The organism is Mycobacterium lehmannii, from assembly GCF_002245535.1.
Taxonomy (GTDB): domain Bacteria; phylum Actinomycetota; class Actinomycetes; order Mycobacteriales; family Mycobacteriaceae; genus Mycobacterium; species Mycobacterium lehmannii.
In genome coordinates, this window is the sequence record NZ_NKCN01000021.1 from 1 (window position 1) to 16,588 (window position 16,588).

17 protein-coding genes are annotated in these 16,588 nt (G+C 66.8%); 5 read left to right on the forward strand and 12 right to left on the reverse strand.

Going from position 1 to position 16,588, the window contains the following annotated elements; genetic code table 11:
* Positions 1-151: 151 nt before the first annotated feature.
* From CEX87_RS20440 to CEX87_RS20450, 3 genes are read right to left on the reverse strand one after another with little or no spacing between them, the layout of a single operon-like run.
* Positions 152-790, reverse strand: a complete 639-nt coding sequence (locus CEX87_RS20440) for a class I SAM-dependent methyltransferase (protein ID WP_094288881.1) — start codon at positions 788-790, stop codon at positions 152-154.
* Positions 771-1,448 (reverse strand): TetR/AcrR family transcriptional regulator, encoded by a 678-nt coding sequence (locus CEX87_RS20445; RefSeq protein WP_064420169.1) that lies wholly within the window; start codon positions 1,446-1,448, stop codon positions 771-773. The genes CEX87_RS20440 and CEX87_RS20445 overlap by 20 nt, the downstream gene beginning before the upstream one ends.
* Entirely contained in the window at positions 1,445-3,727 is a 2,283-nt protein-coding gene (locus CEX87_RS20450; protein WP_094288883.1) for an MMPL family transporter, read from the reverse strand. The genes CEX87_RS20445 and CEX87_RS20450 overlap by 4 nt, the downstream gene beginning before the upstream one ends.
* A 153-nt stretch (positions 3,728-3,880) precedes the next feature.
* On the opposite strand from CEX87_RS20450, the gene CEX87_RS20455 reads away from it, so the two are divergent.
* Both CEX87_RS20455 and CEX87_RS27865 read left to right on the forward strand, forming a co-directional pair.
* Positions 3,881-4,423, forward strand: coding sequence for a DoxX family protein (locus CEX87_RS20455; protein WP_064426930.1), 543 nt, complete (start codon positions 3,881-3,883; stop codon positions 4,421-4,423).
* Between the two features lie 118 nt (positions 4,424-4,541).
* Positions 4,542-4,673: a hypothetical protein gene (locus CEX87_RS27865; RefSeq protein ID WP_090346444.1), complete on the forward strand. Its 132-nt coding sequence runs from the start codon at positions 4,542-4,544 to the stop codon at positions 4,671-4,673.
* A 113-nt stretch (positions 4,674-4,786) separates the two neighbouring features.
* Here CEX87_RS27865 and CEX87_RS20465 read toward each other — a convergent pair whose 3' ends face one another.
* From CEX87_RS20465 to CEX87_RS20475, 3 genes are read right to left on the reverse strand one after another with little or no spacing between them, the layout of a single operon-like run.
* Positions 4,787-5,785: an NAD(P)H-dependent flavin oxidoreductase gene (locus CEX87_RS20465; protein ID WP_094288885.1), complete on the reverse strand. Its 999-nt coding sequence runs from the start codon at positions 5,783-5,785 to the stop codon at positions 4,787-4,789.
* The gene (locus CEX87_RS20470; protein WP_064426932.1) at positions 5,782-6,534 is read right to left on the reverse strand and encodes a 3-hydroxyacyl-CoA dehydrogenase; all 753 of its coding nucleotides are present in this window, start codon (positions 6,532-6,534) and stop codon (positions 5,782-5,784) included. The genes CEX87_RS20465 and CEX87_RS20470 overlap by 4 nt, the downstream gene beginning before the upstream one ends.
* A gap of 19 nt (positions 6,535-6,553) precedes the next feature.
* Complete coding sequence (locus tag CEX87_RS20475; RefSeq protein WP_064426933.1) at positions 6,554-7,645, reverse strand: CaiB/BaiF CoA transferase family protein; 1,092 nt, start codon at positions 7,643-7,645, stop codon at positions 6,554-6,556.
* A gap of 88 nt (positions 7,646-7,733) precedes the next feature.
* Here CEX87_RS20475 and CEX87_RS20480 point away from each other — a divergent pair, with 88 nt between their 5' ends.
* Both CEX87_RS20480 and tet(V) read left to right on the forward strand, forming a co-directional pair.
* The gene (locus CEX87_RS20480) at positions 7,734-8,552 is read left to right on the forward strand and encodes an enoyl-CoA hydratase (protein ID WP_064420164.1); all 819 of its coding nucleotides are present in this window, start codon (positions 7,734-7,736) and stop codon (positions 8,550-8,552) included.
* A gap of 156 nt (positions 8,553-8,708) precedes the next feature.
* Positions 8,709-9,956, forward strand: coding sequence for a tetracycline efflux MFS transporter Tet(V) (gene tet(V), locus CEX87_RS20485; protein WP_198957274.1), 1,248 nt, complete (start codon positions 8,709-8,711; stop codon positions 9,954-9,956).
* Between the two features lies 1 nt (position 9,957).
* On the opposite strand, the gene CEX87_RS20490 is transcribed toward tet(V), so the two are convergent.
* From CEX87_RS20490 to CEX87_RS20500, 3 genes are read right to left on the reverse strand one after another with little or no spacing between them, the layout of a single operon-like run.
* Complete coding sequence (locus tag CEX87_RS20490) at positions 9,958-10,650, reverse strand: CPBP family intramembrane glutamic endopeptidase (RefSeq protein ID WP_416171924.1); 693 nt, start codon at positions 10,648-10,650, stop codon at positions 9,958-9,960.
* A gap of 26 nt (positions 10,651-10,676) precedes the next feature.
* Positions 10,677-11,825: an NAD(P)H-binding protein gene (locus CEX87_RS20495; RefSeq protein WP_094288887.1), complete on the reverse strand. Its 1,149-nt coding sequence runs from the start codon at positions 11,823-11,825 to the stop codon at positions 10,677-10,679.
* A gap of 46 nt (positions 11,826-11,871) precedes the next feature.
* Positions 11,872-12,396 carry a gamma carbonic anhydrase family protein gene (locus CEX87_RS20500; protein WP_094288889.1) on the reverse strand — a complete coding sequence of 175 codons (525 nt, stop codon included), beginning with the start codon at positions 12,394-12,396 and terminating at the stop codon, positions 11,872-11,874.
* A 172-nt stretch (positions 12,397-12,568) separates the two neighbouring features.
* Here CEX87_RS20500 and CEX87_RS20505 point away from each other — a divergent pair, with 172 nt between their 5' ends.
* A complete protein-coding gene (locus CEX87_RS20505) occupies positions 12,569-13,330 on the forward strand; it encodes a fasciclin domain-containing protein (protein WP_064397641.1) in 762 nt (253 codons plus the stop codon).
* Positions 13,331-13,445: 115 nt separating this feature from the next.
* Here the strand turns inward: CEX87_RS20505 and CEX87_RS20510 are convergent, their stop codons facing one another.
* The 3 genes from CEX87_RS20510 to CEX87_RS20520 are packed head-to-tail and all read right to left on the reverse strand — an operon-like array spanning position 13,446 to position 16,566.
* Positions 13,446-14,588, reverse strand: coding sequence for an acyl-CoA dehydrogenase family protein (locus CEX87_RS20510; RefSeq protein WP_064426763.1), 1,143 nt, complete (start codon positions 14,586-14,588; stop codon positions 13,446-13,448).
* Positions 14,589-14,590: 2 nt separating this feature from the next.
* Positions 14,591-15,376, reverse strand: coding sequence for a crotonase/enoyl-CoA hydratase family protein (locus tag CEX87_RS20515; protein WP_064397637.1), 786 nt, complete (start codon positions 15,374-15,376; stop codon positions 14,591-14,593).
* A 44-nt stretch (positions 15,377-15,420) separates the two neighbouring features.
* Positions 15,421-16,566: a thiolase family protein gene (locus CEX87_RS20520; RefSeq protein ID WP_064420159.1), complete on the reverse strand. Its 1,146-nt coding sequence runs from the start codon at positions 16,564-16,566 to the stop codon at positions 15,421-15,423.
* Between the last annotated feature and the right edge of the window lie 22 nt (positions 16,567-16,588).

A 16,588-nucleotide genomic window follows, 5' to 3' on the forward strand; every position in this document is an offset into this window, starting at 1 on the left:
AGCCATATTCGGTGGCAGCAAAAACTCCTGATCGCGCACCACCGGACGATACGAACGAGCCATACCTCATCGTTTCGTGCTCACCGGCCAACACAAAGGACATCCATCGGCATTTCGCAACAGCCACTGACCGCCCCCGAACGCACACAAATCACGAAGGCCTGATCGCGCGGCCGATCGCGAACTCGGCGACGGGCAGCGGCAACCACCTCGGCATGGTCCATTCCCGCCGGGCGCCCTCGACCTCGAAACCCGCCCCCACGATGCTCTGCTCGGTGTGGCGGTGGGTGTGGCAGTTCCCGAACAGCCGCGGCCACACCGTCGCGTCGGCGATTCTCTGCAGCCGCCCGCGGCCGCCATCGCTGGCGATGTGCTCGAGATAGCGCAGCTCACCGCCCGGCCGCAGCAACGAAAGCAACTGTCGCAGAACCGTATCCGAGTCATCGATCGAACACAGCACCAGCGAGCAGACGATCGCGTCGAACGGCTCGCTGCCCGCAGCGGCGAAGTGCTCCACCGTGTCGGCACTGACGGTGACGGGCACCCGGGCCCCCACCGCTGCGCGCCGGGCGTGTTCGGCCAGACGGCGTTCGGGTTCCACGGCCACCACCTCGCTGACCGTGTCGGGGTAGAACTCGAAATTCGTTCCGGTGCCCGCGCCCACCTCGAGTACCCGACCGGAGAGGCCGGCGAGGTTCTCCTGGCGGAGTTGCCGGATGGCGTCGGTCTCGTGGGTGGACATCTCCGTCCACAACCGAGCGAAGAACGGGTTATCGACCGTGCCTGACATGTAGCGCCCCTTTCAACTGTGCGACGGCTTCCGGTGGCCTGTCGAGGTCAACGGCGCCTCGGGCGATCTGACCGAAGCACACGGCCGCCAGCACCCGGTCGGCGAACTCCTCGACATCCCCCCACGGTAGATACGGCTTGGAGATCAGCATCGCAGCGACCCCGTGCGCGACGGTCATCAACTCCAACGCCGTCGCGGTCGAGTCCCCCGGCGGGTAGGTGCCCTCCGCCATCAGCCCCTCGACCGCCGCGCGCAGGTGGACGAATGCCGAGCTGTTCAACGCGATGTCCACATCACTGCCCGGCCGGCTGTCTCCCATCGTCGCAATGCGGTACAGCTCAGGTGTTTTCATCGCGAACCGGACATACGCCAGCCCTTGGGCACGCAGCACCTCGATGGTCGACGGCTGTCCTGCCGCCACACTTTGCATCTCCTCGTCGAGCTTCTCGAAGTACCGTGCGCACACCGCGTCGAGCAGGGCGTCCTTGTCGGCGAAGTGCAGGTAGATCGACGGCGGGGTCACCCCGACCCGCTGCGCCACCGACCGGATCGACACCTCTTTCGCGTTGCCTGACTCGAGCAGCAGATCGGTGGTGGCGTCGAGGATTTCGTCGCGCAGCTGCTCTCCGGACCCCCGCGGAGCGCGTCGCCGTTTCATCGTGTGCCCGCCGGTTCGACCGAGCCCTCACCCGCGGTGCGCGACGGTTCGGCGGATTCGCGCAAGCCGATCCGTTCGTGCAGCCTCGCCAGCGGCTTGGGCGCCCACCAATTCCACCGGCCGAGCAGATGCATGAACGCCGGCACCAGTCCCATTCGCACCAGTGTCGCGTCGGCCAACACCGCCAGCGTCAGCCCCACCCCGAACATCCGCATGAACGACACCTCCGCGGCGATCAGCGCGGCGAACGAAATCGACATCAGCAGCGCCGCCGCTGTCACCACGCGGCCGGTCCTGGCCAGGCCGAGTGCCACGCTCTCGTCGTTGCGGACACGAGCGGACATCGCCGGGTCCTTGCCCAACTGCAGCCAGAACTCGCGGATGCGCGAGACCAGGAAGACCTCGTAGTCCATCGACAGCCCGAACGCGATGCAGAACAACAACACCGGCATGTTCGCCACCAAGGTCCCCGTCGGCGTGGTGCCAAGCGCGCCGAGATGACCTTCCTGGAAGATCCACACCAGCGCACCGAATGCGGCCGTCAGCGATAAGACGTTGAGTATCAACGCCTTCACCGGCAGCACCACGCTCCCGGTGAGCAGGAAGAGCAGCACGAACGTGATGGCCCCGATCACCCCGAGCACCAGCGGCAGTCGCGATGTGATCGCCGAGGCACTGTCCCGGTTCACCTGCGCGGTGCCGGTCAACAGCACCGGAACATCGGCGGGAGTGCTCACGGCCTCCAGCCGGTCGAGCTGCGCTTCGGAGGCATCGCTGTACAACGGCGCCTCACTGGCCACCGTGAGAAATGCGCTGCCGTCCTTGACGCCGGTCGCGGCCGACGGCGGCCCGACCGGGTTACCGTCGACGAACGTGCCGCCGGGGGCCGACACCGACGACACGTCGGCAACCCGCGAAAGATCGGCGGCGTAGCGGTCCACCATTGCGGGCGTGATCCCCTTGGTGTCCGGTATGACGACGGTGACGTTGCGGGCCGCGTCGACGGCGAAGTCGTTGCGTAGCTCGTCGCCGACCTGGCGCGCCGACGCCGACTGAGGCAGCACCCGCTCGTCCGGGAACCCCCAACGCGCGTTGAGGAACGGCGCGCCGAGCACCAGCAGCAGCGTGACGATCGCGAGCCCAATCGGAAGCGCCCGGCGCATGACGACTTTCGTGCAGCGGTACCAGAACGACTGCTCGACGGGTTTGCGAACCGGCTCCGGCCTGCCGAACAGCCGTCGACCGAACCGCCGCACATCCAGCGAGTCCAACCGGTCGCCGAGCAGCACGATCGCCGCGGGCGCCACGACCACCGCGGCGACGGCCGCAAACGTCACCACCGCGATTCCCGCGTATGCGAACGACTTCAGGAAGTACATCGGGAACAGCACCATCGCGACCATGGACAGCGCGACCGTCATCGCCGAGAACAACACCGTGCGCCCGGCGGTCACCATCGTGCGCACCAACGCCGAGTCGGGTTCCACGCCATCGGCGAGCTCGTCGCGATACCGGCTGATGATCAACAGCGTGTAGTCGATGGCGAGCGCCAAACCCATTGCGACCGTGAGGTTCATGGCGAAGATCGAGACGTCGGTGAGGTAGGTGACGCCGCGCAGCACCGCCATCGACCCGAGGATCGCGAAACCACCGATGGCCAACGGCAGCGCGGCGGCGAGCAGGCCGCCGAACACCCAAACCAGCGCCACGAAGCACAGCGGGATCGCGATCGCCTCCATCTTCAGGAGGTCTCTTTCGCTCTGCCCGTTGATCTGCACGTAGATCATGGCCTCGCCGCCGGCGCGCACGGTGACGCCGTCGCGGTCGTGCACGAGGCGCTCGGAGAGTGCCTTGGCATGCTTCTGCGCGGCGCTTTCACCGCCGGTGATGCCGGCGACGATCAACCCGGTCTTTCCGTCCTCGCTGACGAGCGCGGGCGCGGCGGTGGGCGGTGCGCTCCACAGCGAGGTCACCCCGACGACGGACGGTGCGGCCCGCAGTTCGGCGGCCAGCTCCTCGCCGACGGCGCGGGCGGTCGGGCTCTGCGCGCCCTCGTCGGAATGCACGCTGAGAATCAGCTCCATGTCGCCCTGACCGAACTTGTCGACCAAGAGCTGGGTGGCCTTCGCCGACTCCGAGGTCGGGTCCTGGAAGCCGCCCGCGGAAAGGTGCTTGGCGACGGGGATACCGAATATCCCGCACGCGACCATCACCAGAACCGCTATCGCGATGATGCGCCGAGGCGCCGCTATCGCCAGATGTGCGACTCGTTGCAGCACTCGGTGTCCTCTCGGCTCTGGACTAACGTCGGTAACTTAACAACGGTAAGTCACCAGCGTCAACGCTCCTGCCGGACACACGACTCACGGACCCGCCGCGTTCACTGCGATTCTTCGCGATGAGTTGCGGCGTTCCTGGTAGTCGTAATCGACATGACGACGACAGACTCGGCGACCGCCGCCACCACCACGCGCGACACCGCGATGGACATCGGCCTGCTCATCCTGAGAATCGGTGTCGGCGCGGCCATTCTTCAGGCCGGCCTCATCAAGGCCTTCGACTTCGGCACCACGGTCGGTTTCATGGAGTCCGCCGGGTGGCGGTTGCCGGGGTTGGCCGCGTTCATGGTCACCGCGGCCGAGACGCTCGGCGGCCTTGGACTCATCTTCGGTGCGCTGACGCCGTTGGCTGCGTGCGCGGTGATCGCGGCGATGGTCGACGCCTGGGCCGTCAACGTGTCGCAGTCGGCTTTCTGGTCCGAACCGTTCAACGTGCCGTTCCTGATCGGCGTCGGCGCCGCTGCGCTGTTGTTCCTCGGAGCGGGCGCGTACTCGGTCGACGCCAAGGTGTTGGGCCGCGTGTCGTGGGGTCGGCGCGTCGCCGTCGGCCTGCTGGTCGTGGCATTCGCAGCCGCAATCCTGACCTGGGTGGTGCTGCTGGGCACCAACCCCATTCACTTCACGGCCGGGTCGTAGCCGGTCAGCAAATTGCTACCGGCGAGTAGTCCGCGACCCTACTTGGCGGTAAGAATTGCCACAGTATTCCGAATCGTGACTCAAAGATTCCTTAGAGGTAACACTTACTGTCGAGTACATGTGGATCGACGACACCAGTGCCGATGTCATCAAGGTCGACTTCGAGGCGCTCTACCACGGCGATGTCCTGGTAGAAGGCGACACCTCGGAGCAGCTCGACGACGAGCACACCCTGCGCACCGCCGTCTGACCGAACGCGCGCCGAGGGGTCGCGCATTCGCTCCGACGGTTCGGCCCCGAGGGCCCGAGCCGGTTCTGTTGCTGCTTGCTGTTGAACCCGCCCGCTAAATCCGATCCTTTTTCCTAAGCCACGTTCTCTTCTTCGTCGTCGGCGATCATGTCGCTGAGCCGGCCGCTGATGATCTCCTCGGCCTCGTCGACGATGCGTCCGACCAGTTCCCCGCATGTCGGGATGTCGTTGATCAGTCCCATCGCGGTGCCCACGCTCCAGATGCCGGCGTCGAGGTCGCCGACCTCGTAGACCTTCACCCCGCGCGAACCGGCGACCAGGTCCTTGACGTCCTCGAACTGACCGCCGCGGTTGAGGATCTCCACGACCTCACGCGACACCGCGTTGCTGGCCACGCGGGCGGTGTTGCGCAGCGGCCGGAAGATCAGCTCCGTGTCGAGCTCGGTGCCCGCGACGATCGCCTCCTTGACGTTCTGATGGATGGCCGATTCGACGGTGCACATGAACCGCGATCCCATGTTGATGCCGTCGGCGCCCAGCGCGAGTGCGGCCACCAGGCCACGGGCGTCGGCGAATCCGCCGGAGGCGATCATCGGGATGTCGATCTTGGTCGCCGCCGCCGGGATCAGCACCAGGCCAGGGATGTCGTCCTCGCCGGGATGGCCCGCGCACTCGAAGCCGTCGATGCTGATGCCGTCGACGCCGAGGCTCTGCGCCTTGACCGCATGCCGCACCGAGGTGCACTTGTGCAGCACCTTGATCCCGTTCTCGTGGAACATCGGCAGATGCGGCGCCGGGTTCGAACCCGCGGTCTCGACAATCTTGATGCCCGAGTCGACGATCACCTGCCGGTACTCGTCATACGGCGGCGGGTTGATCGTCGGCAGGATCGTCAGGTTGACCCCGAACGGCTTGTCGGTCAGATCGCGGCACTTGGCGATCTCCTTGGCCAGGTCGGCGGGCGTCGGCTGGGTCAACGCGGTGATGAAACCGAGCGCACCCGCATTCGCTACGGCCGCAACGAGTTCCGCGCGGCCGACCCACTGCATCCCACCCTGCACGATGGGATGTTCGATTCCGAACGTCTCGGTGAACTTCGTCCTGATGCTCATCGGGGGGCCATCCGGATCGCGCCATCCAACCGGATCACTTCACCGTTGAGCATCGGGTTCTCAACGATGTGCACGGCCAGCGCACCGTACTCGTCGGGATCGCCGAGGCGCGCCGGATGCGGCACCTGCTTGCCCAGCGACTGCTGCGCCTCCTCCGGCAGCGAACCCAGCAGCGGGGTCTTGAACAGACCCGGGGCGATCGTGACGACGCGGATGAATTCGCGCGACAGGTCACGCGCGATCGGCAGCGTCATCCCGACCACGCCGCCCTTGGACGCGGAGTACGCGGCCTGACCGATCTGGCCCTCGAAAGCCGCGACGGACGCGGTGTTGATGATGACGCCGCGCTCGCCGTTGATGGGCTCGGTCTTGGCGATCCGCTCGGCGGCCAGCCGCAGCACGTTGAACGTGCCGATCAGGTTGACCTCGATCACCTTCTTGAAGCCGTCGAGCGGGAACGGGCCGTCCTTGCTCAGCGTCTTGATCGCGTTGCCGATGCCCGCGCAGTTGACGTTGATGCGCAGCGGACCCATTTTCTCGGCCGCGTCCAGCGCCGAGCTGACGGCGTCGGGGTCGGTCACGTTGGTCTCGACGAACTGGGCGCGATCCCCGAGTTCTTTGACCGCCTCTTCGCCCTTGAGGTCGATGACGACCACCGAGGCGCCCCTGTCGAGCAGGCGCTTGGTGGTGGCCAGGCCGAGGCCCGACGCACCACCGGTGACGACGGCTACGGCGTCCTTGATCTCCACTTTGAGGGTGTTCCTTTCTCTAGGCCCAGTCTCGTAAGACGGCTTCGGTGTCGGCTCCGGCTTGGCCGGGTGGTGTCGGTGCCGACGGCGCGCTACGGGAGAACCGCGGCGCGGGCATCGGTTGCAGGTGCTCGCCGTCGCGATAGAACGTGTTGCGCTCGGTGACGTGCGGTTCGGACTCGACCTCGCTGAACGACAGCACGGGCGTCACGCAGGCGTCGCTGTCGGCGAACACCTTGGCCCAGTGGTCGCGGTCCTTGGACGCGATGACCTCGGTGAGTTTCGCGCGCAGCTCGGGCCAGCGGCTCGCGTCGTTCTGATCCGGCAGGTCGGCGTTCTCCAAACCGAGACCCTTGAGGAACTCGGCGTAGAACTGCGGTTCGATGCACCCGACCGCGATGTAGCGGCCGTCGGCGCAGGTGTAGGTGTCGTAATACGGCGCGCCGCCGTCGAGGATGTTGACCCCACGCTGATCGGTCCACAACCCGTCCTGCAGGAAGCCCCAGATCATCTGCGCAAGCACGCTCGAGCCGTCGATCATCGCCGCGTCGACCACTTGACCCTTGCCCGACGTCTGGCGCTCCCACAGCGCGGACAAGATGCCGACAAGCAAAAACATCGAGCCGCCGCCGAAGTCACCGGTCAGGTTCAGCGGTGGTACCGGCCGCTCGCCGGCCCGACCGATCGAGTGCAGCACGCCGTTGAGCGAGATGTAGTTGATGTCATGGCCGGCCTGCAGGCGCCGCGGCCCGGTCTGACCCCATCCGGTCATGCGGCCGTAGATCAGCCGCTCGTTGACCTTCGCGCAGTCCTCCGGTCCGAGACCGAGGCGTTCGGTGACACCGGGGCGCAGCCCCTCGATCAGCACGTCGGCCTTCGCGACCAGTCGCAACACGAGTTCACGGCCTTCGTCGCTCTTGAGGTCGGCGGCGACGGAACGCCTGTTACGCAAGGCGGCCTCGCGCTTGCTAGTGGGGATCCCACCGAGCTTGCCCGGACGCTCGATGCGGACGACGTCAGCGCCCAGATCACCGAGGATCATCGCCGCGTGCGGGCCGGGTCCGATGCTCGCGAGTTCGATCACCCGCAGCCCGTGCAGAGGTCCCGCCATGCTTACCGCCCTTCGTTGGACAATCGCTTCCGGATCGCCGACATAGCTTACTTGTATAACCAAGTCGTGCGGTTCTAGGGTGCAGTGCATGACAACGCTGGATTCGGGCGCACCCACATATACCGGTATCGACGCTCTGAGGGTCGACCTCGCCGACGGTGTGCTTTCGGTGACGCTGAACCGGCCCGACAGCCTCAACTCATTGAACCGCGCGATGCTGGCCGGCATCGCCGAAACTCTCCAGACGGCGGCCACCGATCAGCGGGTCAAGGTGGTGCGGCTCGGCGGAGCTGGCCGTGGCTTCTGCTCGGGCGCTGGCATCGGCGGCGACGACCAGGCGCAAAAGGAGGTCGACGGCCCGGCCTCAGTGCTGGACGCAGCCAACGCCGCATCCCGCGCGATCGTCAACCTGCCCCAACCCGTCGTCGCGGCAGTGCACGGTGCGGCGGCCGGCGTCGGGGTATCGCTGGCACTGGCCTGCGACGTCGTATTGGCTTCGGACAACGCGTATTTCATGTTGGCGTTCACCAAGATCGGGCTGATGCCCGACGGCGGCGCCTCGGCGCTGGTGGCGGCGGCGGTCGGACGCACGCGCGCGGCCCGGATGGCGTTGCTTGCCGAAAAGGTCTCGGCGCGTGAGGCATTCGAGTGGGGTCTGGCGGCTGCGGTCTATCCGGCCGACGAGTTCGACGCCGAGGTCGACAAGGTGCTCACCTCGTTGAAGTCGGGACCGGCGGTGGCGCTGCGCAAGACCAAGCATGCGATCAACGCGGCAACGCTCACCGAGTTCGAACCCGCGCTAGGACGTGAACGCGAAGGCCAGTTGAAGCTGCTGACCTCGCCGGACTTCATCGAGGGAATCACGGCGTTCCAGCAGCGCCGCAAGGCCAACTTCTCCGACTTCTAACCTTCCTCCACCGCCGCGACCGACCGTGTCTGCACCGCGACACGCGGCGTTCGTGCGTACAAAAGCGGTCGCTCGCACGAAGAAAATCGGTGGACTCGGCGCCTGCGCGTCGGCAACCATCGACAGGTGAGTACGCAATTCGAGATCCAACAGCCGGTGCGCAACGCCGGCGGCTGGCGCGTGCTCGCACCGTTCCGTAACCGCGAGTACCGCCTGCTGATCGCGGCCGTGACGTTGTCGATCTTCGCCGACGGCATGTTCGCGGTGGTGCTGGCCATGCAGGTCATCGAACTGAACAACGACCCCGTCTCGCTGTCGATCGTGACGACCTGTTTCGGCGGCGCGCTCGTCGCCTTCGTATTGGTCGGCGGGATCGCCGCCGACCGATTCCCTCAACGCGCGATCATCATCGCGGTCCAGACGGTCAACGTGCTCGCCTCGACAGCCATCGCGGTGCTGGGAATGTCTGGCGCACTGCAGATCTGGCACCTGGCGGTGGGCGCAGCTGCCCTAGGCACGGCGGCGGCCTTCTTCTTCCCCGCCTACAGCGCGATCCTTCCGCGGATCCTGCCGCCCGAGCAGCTGCTCGCCGCCAACGGCGTCGAGGGTGTGGTGCGCCCGGTGTTCCAGCGCGCGATCGGCCCGGCCGCCGCCGGAGTGATCGTCGGCGCGACGTTCCCCGCATTGGGCGCGGTGGCGGTGGCCGCCTTGTTCGCCGTCGGCCTGGTGTTGCTCGTCGCGACCCGGCCGGCGCTGAGGCCTCCTGCGTCACAGGAGCACACACATGTGCTGCGCGATCTTCGCGACGGCTTCGTGTTCGTGCTCGGCACACCGTGGCTATTGTGGACGTTGCTGTTCGCGAGCATCTTCGTGCTGGTCGTCCTGGGACCGATCGAGGTGCTGCTGCCGTTCATCGCCAAGGACCGCTTCGCCGACGGCGCGCGGATGTACGGCTTCATCCTGGCGTTCTTCGGGCTCGGCAGCGCGCTCGGGGCACTTACCGTGTCGTCGGGCCGTATGCCGCGCCGGTATCTGTCGGTGATGATGGCAATGTGGGGTCTCGGCGCCATCCCGCTGATCGTGTTCGGTTTCACCTCTTCGTTCGCGGTGATGGCGGCCGCGACGTTCGTCATCGGGTTCACCGACGGCACCGGGATGGTCATCTGGGGCACCCTGCTGCAGCGACGGGTGCCAACGGCGATGCTGGGCCGCGTGTCGAGTCTGGACTTCTTCGTCTCGCTGGCGTTCATGCCGGTGTCGTTCGCGATCGTGGGACCGTTGTCGAAAGTCGTTTCGATACAGACGATTTTCCTCGTCGCGGGCATCGTGCCCGTGCTGGTGGCAGCGGTCGCGGTGTGGGCGGCCGGAATGCGTCGCGACGAGCTGGCCCACCCGCTGCGCTGAGTCAGACGCCGAAGATCGGCGGCAGCGCGAGCACCATGACCAGACCCCAGAAGAAGTGGGTCAGCATCGGTGCGAGTATGCCGCCGGTCATTCGGCGTTCGAACGCGCAGATCGTGCCCAGGATGATCGCGGCGAAGCCGAGCATCGGGTTGCCGGTGGTGGCCGCGGTGGCGATGACGTAGAAGACCGTCGAGATCAGTATCGGCTTCATCGTGCCCAACGCCGTGTAGAGCGCGCCGCGAAAGAACATCTCCTCGGCCAGCCCGTTGATCACGGTGATGAACGTCACCAGGATCAAGGGTCCGTAGTTGGCGTATTCCAGTACGCGAGTGATGTATTCGCTTACGCCGGGAATCTCGCGCGCAATCAGGCCGCCGATGACGAACACCGCGCCCAGCGCCAAACCCACTGCGGTGCCGGTGATCACGGGCCGTTGATTGCGGCCGCGGAAGCGGATGCATCCCATGTGCAGCGGGCCGGACAGGAACGCGCCCAGCGCCCACACCCCGGCCAGCGCCAACGTCAGCCAGTAGAACGACGAGTCACCCGGCGGGCGGGTCAGCGAATAACCGAGCAGCGCGGCGCCGATGACGAGCACGACCGCGACGACGATGCGCCTGCGCCGTATGACGCTGGGCGGTTCGTGATGCGGAACGGGGCACGCACTGACGATCTCGCGGATCTCCCGAAGCAGGCCGGGTCGCGTCTGCGTCTCCTCCGTCACGTCAGATCAACCTTAGGCACGAAATGCAGCAGCGTGTCCACACCCGTGCGCACCGCCCCGGCGACGGGTCCGGGCACCCCGCCGATGAGCCCGACCGCGGGCCGGACGACCGACGGTGTGACCGCACCGGCCACCTGTTGCAGACGCAGCGTGTCCCCACCCGCCCAGCCGGGGTCGGTATCGGCGAGGTGGTGTGGGTCGGTGAGCTCGTCGACGGGTCGACGCCGACGGCTCGCCAGCGCCCGCGTGATCGCCTCCTCGACGCCGATCAGCCCGGCAGGCGGGTCCGGCACGAACTCGCGCAGCCGGGTGTCAGAAGCCATCATCGGATGGTCCAGCGACTGCACCAGGTCGGCGGCGAGTCCTCCCGGCACCGGCAGCACCACCCCCGTCACCCACGAGACGAGACCGGTGTCGACGCCGTTGACCGGCAGCTCGGCCCGCCACTTTCCGGCGATTCGCGCATACGTGCGCAGCAGCTCGGCATACGACGTGGTTTCCGGGCCGGTGATGTCGTACGCGCCGGCGGGCACACGCTCGCTGTCGGCGGCGGCGACGAGGTAGTGCAGCACATCGCAGATCGATATCGGGTCGATCGGGTTCACCGACCACGACGGCATTGGGATGACCAGGAACCGATCCCCCACATAGCGCAGCATCTCGAACGACGTCGACCCCGCGCCGATGATGATGGCCGCACCGAGCCACACCACGTCCGGTCCGCCGTCGACGTGCAACGCCTCGGCGACCTCGGCGCGGCTCGCGAGGTGTTCGGACAGCTCGTCACCGTCGGGCACGAACCCGCCGAGGTACACGATGCGACGCACACCGGCGTCCTTGGCCGCCCTCGCCACGTTGGCCGCCGCGCGGTTGTCGGCCTCGCGGAAATCGGGCTGCCCGATGCCGTGTACGAGGTAGTAGACGACATCGATCGGGCCGGCGTCGGCGAAGGCCGACCGAGCCGAGGCTTCGTCATGGGCGTCCAATGCGACGGCGTCGACGCGGTCCTGCCACCCGAACTCGGCCAGCCGGTCGGGATTTCGGCTGGCGGCGACCACCTCGTGGCCCTCGGTGAGCAGTTCGTTGACGAGCCGGGAGCCGACGTAACCGGTCGCGCCGGTCACCAGAGTGCGAACACGTTTCACGGTAGGGCCTGTACCCGGATCGGACCCCGGAGAATCCCGGGAGAATCTAGGCCTTGGCGTCTCGGTGCAGATCGATCAGATGCTGGTACACCTGCGCGTTGTAGCGATTGTGGTTGACCTCTGCGTCACTGAGGTCCCGGCGCACCTTGGCAGGAACCCCGGCGACCAGAGTCCGCGGCGGCACCACGAAACCCTGCGGCACGACGGCGCCCGCGGCGATCAACGCGCCCTGTCCCACCGTCGCGCCGTTGAGGATGACCGCCCCCATGCCGATGAGGGCCCCGTCCTCGATGACACAGCCGTGCAGCACGGCGTTGTGGCCCACGCTGACCTCTTCACCGATGCGGACCGGGAACTCCGGGTCGACGTGGACCGTCACCCCGTCCTGGATGTTGGTCCCGAAGCCGACCTCGATGGGCTCGGCCTCGGCCCGCAGCGTGGCGCCGTACCAGACGCTGGCCCGCGCCGCGAGTGTCACGTCGCCGATCAGGCTCGCGTTGGGCGCCGCCCACGCCTCGGCATGCAGCGACGGCATGCGACCACGAATGGGAACGATCAGCGGCTCAGGCATGCGGCTCATCGTATGCATCGGCCTTTCGCCGCCGTTCGGGGCGCTATGTGGGCAGATTGACAAAGCCCAGGTCAGATGGCCCGCAGCGGCTGTTTGGCGAGGTGGCGACTTTGGCAGGCACACAGCACTGCCTCTAACATGCCTTTCGACCTGTCTAGCTGAGGAGCCGTAAGTGAAGACTCGCACCAGCAAAGCCCTTGGTGCCACTGCCGGGATCGCCGCGATCGCCTTTTCGGTGCCGCTGGCCGTGACCGCATACGCCGATCCACCCGCGCCCGCACCCGAGCAACCGGCCGAGCCGACCACGACTGCGGTGGTCGAGATCCCGAACCCCGAGGGGAAGGGCTGTGACGCCTTCAAGGAGGCGGTGCCCGACTGGAAGGCGCTGAACAACTTGCCCGTGGGCCAGGCGCTGCAAGCCATCCCGGAGGCCAGCACCTTCTACTCCGCGATCTCCGGCGGGTTCAACCCCGCCGTGAACGTGGTGCCCGTGCTGGAGAACGGCCCGTACGTGGTCTTCGTGCCGACGAACGAGGCCTTCGCCGCGCTTCCTCCCGCGCAACTGGACGCGCTGAAGGCCGACCCCGCCGCGCTGACGGACTTCGACTACTACCACGTGTTCCTCGGCTTGCTCGGACCCAAGGACGTCAAGGGTCAGCGGCCCACCCAGCAGGGTGCGGAGATCAAGGTGACCGGTGAGAACGCCGACGTGACGATCAACGACACCGCCAAGGTGGTCTGCGGTGGCATCCAGGCGGCGAACGCCCGGATCTACCTGATCGACGCGGTGCTCGATCCGGCCAACGCGCCGGCGGCCGTGACGCCGTCGGCGACCTCGACCAGCGAGACGACGACCACCACGACGACGACCGAGACCACCGAGCCGGCCCCGCCGGCGGAACCGACGCCGGCAGGCGACGCTCCGATCGGCTGATCTCGCCCGCACACGCGAAAGCCCCCGAAACTCCGTTGTTTCGGGGGCTTTGGCGTTAGGGGTCGCGGCTAGAAACCACGCCGGGGGGCAGCTATACGCCACGCCGGCGAGCCGGCTATACGCCTAGGTCGCGGCCGATGATCTCCTTCATGATCTCGGTGGTGCCACCAAAGATCGTCTGGATGCGCCCGTCGACGTAAGCGCGCGCGACGCGGTACTCCATCATGTAGCCGTATCCGCCGTGCAGCTGCACGCACTGGTCGACGACCTTCTTGGCCACCTCGGTGGCCCACCACTTGGCCTTGGCCGCCTCGACCGCGGTCAGCTCACCGTCGACCACACCCTGTAGGCAGCGGTCGATGTAGTTTTCGGTGACCTCCAGCTCGGTCTCCATCTCGGCGAGCAGGAACCGGTTGTGCTGGAAGCTGCCGATCGGCTGGCCGAAAGCCTTGCGGTCCTTGGCGTATTGCAGCGTTTCGTCGAAGACCCCGCGGGCCCCGGCGATGGCCGAGATCGCGATGCCCAACCGCTCCGAGGGCAGGTTGGTCATCAGGTGGTAGAAGCCGCGACCCTCCTTGCCGAGGAGGTTGGCGCTGGGCACCCGCACGTTCTCGAAGTGCAGCTCGGAGGTGTCCTGGCTGTGCAGCCCCATCTTGTCGAGCTTGCGGCCCCTGGTGAAGCCCTCCATGTCGCGCTCCACCACGAACAACGAGAAGCCCTTGTGGCCGGCCTCGGGATCAGTGCGCGCGACGACCACACACAGGTCGCAGTTGATACCCGACGAGATGAATGTCTTGGAGCCGTTGATGATCCAGTCGTCACCGTCGCGCACCGCCGAGGTGCGGATGCCGGCCAGGTCGCTACCGGCGCCCGGCTCGGTCATCGCGATCGCGATGATCAGCTCACCGCTGGTGATGCCCGGCAACCAGCGCTTCTTCTGCTCGTCGTTGGCCAGCTCCTTGAAATACGGGCCCACGACGTCGTTGTGCAGGCTCAGCGCCGGTCCATGCACGCCGGACCTGGCGGTTTCCTCGTCGATGATCGCGTTGAACCGGAAGTCATCTGAACCGCCGCCGCCGTACTCCTCGGGCATGTTGAACCCGATGAGGCCGTATTTGCCTGCCGCGGTGTACGCCGACCGGTCGACGATGCGCTCGGTCTCCCACTTCTCCTGGTTGGGCACCAGCTCGCGCTCGATGTACTCCCTGACGGTCTCGCGGAACGCCTCGTGTTCGGCGTCGTAAATCGTTCTCTTCACTGCTACTTGGCCTTCCAAACAGGCTGGCGCTTCTCGGCGAATGCCAGCGGTCCTTCTTTGGCGTCCTCTGAGCGGAGCACCGTCGAGATCTCACGCATGGTCCTCGACCATCCGCCTTCGTCACCGGTGATGACACCGTCGTCGACACCCATCGCGACCCGCTTGCTCGCCCACACGGCAAGCGGCGCATTGCTGGTGATTCGTTCGGCGAGCTCGAGTGCGGCCTCGACGGCGGTGCCGTCGGGCACCATCCGGTTGATCAGACCCCACTTCAGGGCATCGGCCGACGACATCGGCTCACCCGTGAACAGCAGCTCCATCGCGACCTTGCGCGGCAGGTGGTCGACGATGCGAAAAACCCCACCCGCGGCGGCGATGAGGCCCCGCTTGACTTCGGGCAGACCGAATTTCGCGCGCTCTTCGGCGATCACCAGATCGCTGGCGAGCGCGAGTTCGGTCCCTCCGCCCAGCGCGGTGCCGTTGACCGCGGCGATGGTCGGCTTGTCGATGTAGTGCCGCACGTACCCGGCGAAGCCCCACTCGTCGTGTTCCGGGTGGAACAGGCTCTCCCGCCGCGAAATTGCCTTGAGATCTGCACCGGCACAGAAGGATTCACCTGCACCGGTGATCACCACCGCGCGCACCTCGGGGTCGTCCTGCGCCTGCTGCAGCGCATCGCCTACCGCGGTGCTCACCGCGCTGTTGACGGCGTTGCGCGCCTCCGGCCGGTTGATCGTGATGAGCATGACGTTCCCGCGGCGCTCGGTGAGCGCCGCGGGCGTCGTCATGGCTCGTCCGACGACGATCTTTGAGGAGTCGGACACAACCAACGTCACAGCAGCTCGAGGATGGTGGCGTTGGCCTGCCCGCCACCCTCGCACATGGTCTGCAGACCGTACTGAATGCCGTTGTCCCGCATGTGGTAGAGCAGCGTGGTCATGATGCGCGCACCCGAGCCGCCCAGCGGGTGGCCCAGCGCGATCGCACCGCCGTTGGGGTTGAGCTTCTTCTCGTCGGCGCCGATGTCCTTCAGCCACGCCATCGGAACCGGGGCGAACGCCTCGTTGACCTCGAACGCCCCGATGTCGTCGACGGACAGGCCGGAACGCTTGAGTGCCTTCTGGGTCGCCGGGATTGGCGCCGTCAGCATGATCACCGGATCGGCGCCGGCCAGCACCGCGGTGTGCACACGGGCCAGCGGCTTGAGGCCCAGTTCCTTGGCCTTCTCCGCCGACATGAACAGCAGCGCCGCCGAACCGTCGGAGATCTGCGACGAGTTGCCGGCGTGGATCACGCCGTCCTCGCGGAACGCGGGCTTGAGTTGGCCCATCTTCTCCAGGGTCGTGCCGCGCCGGATGCCCTCGTCCTTGAGCACGGTGTTGCCCTCGTCGTCTTTGATTCCGACGATCTGGTCGTCGAACGCGCCGGCATCCTGTGCGGCGGCGGCCTTTTCGTGCGAATCGAGCGAGAACTGGTCGAGATCGGTGCGGCTGAAGCCCCACTGCTCGGCGATCATCTCGGCGCCGATGCCCTGGTTCGGAGTCTGCTTGTAGCGGTTCTTGAAGTTCGCCGAGTACGGGTTGCCACCGTTGGCCAGCGAGGCGCCCATCGGGGTGCGCGACATCGACTCGACACCGCCGGCGACAACGACGTCGTAGTGGCCGGCGACCACACCGGCGGCGGCGAAGTGCACCGACTGCTGGCTCGAACCGCACTGGCGGTCGACGGTCACGCCGGGCACGGTCTCCGGCCAGCCGGCGGTCAGCAGCGCGGTGCGGCCGATGTCGAGAGCCTGCTCACCGGCCTGCATGACGCAGCCCCAGATGACGTCGTCGACGAGCGCGGGATCAACGCCGGCGCGCTCCACCAGACCGTTGAGAACCTGTGCCGACAGCTCAGCCGGATGCACACCGGAAAGCCCTCCGTTGCGCTTCCCGACGGGCGACCGCACTGCCTCGACGATGACGGCTTCAGCCATGACGCTTCTCCTTCGAAGTTCG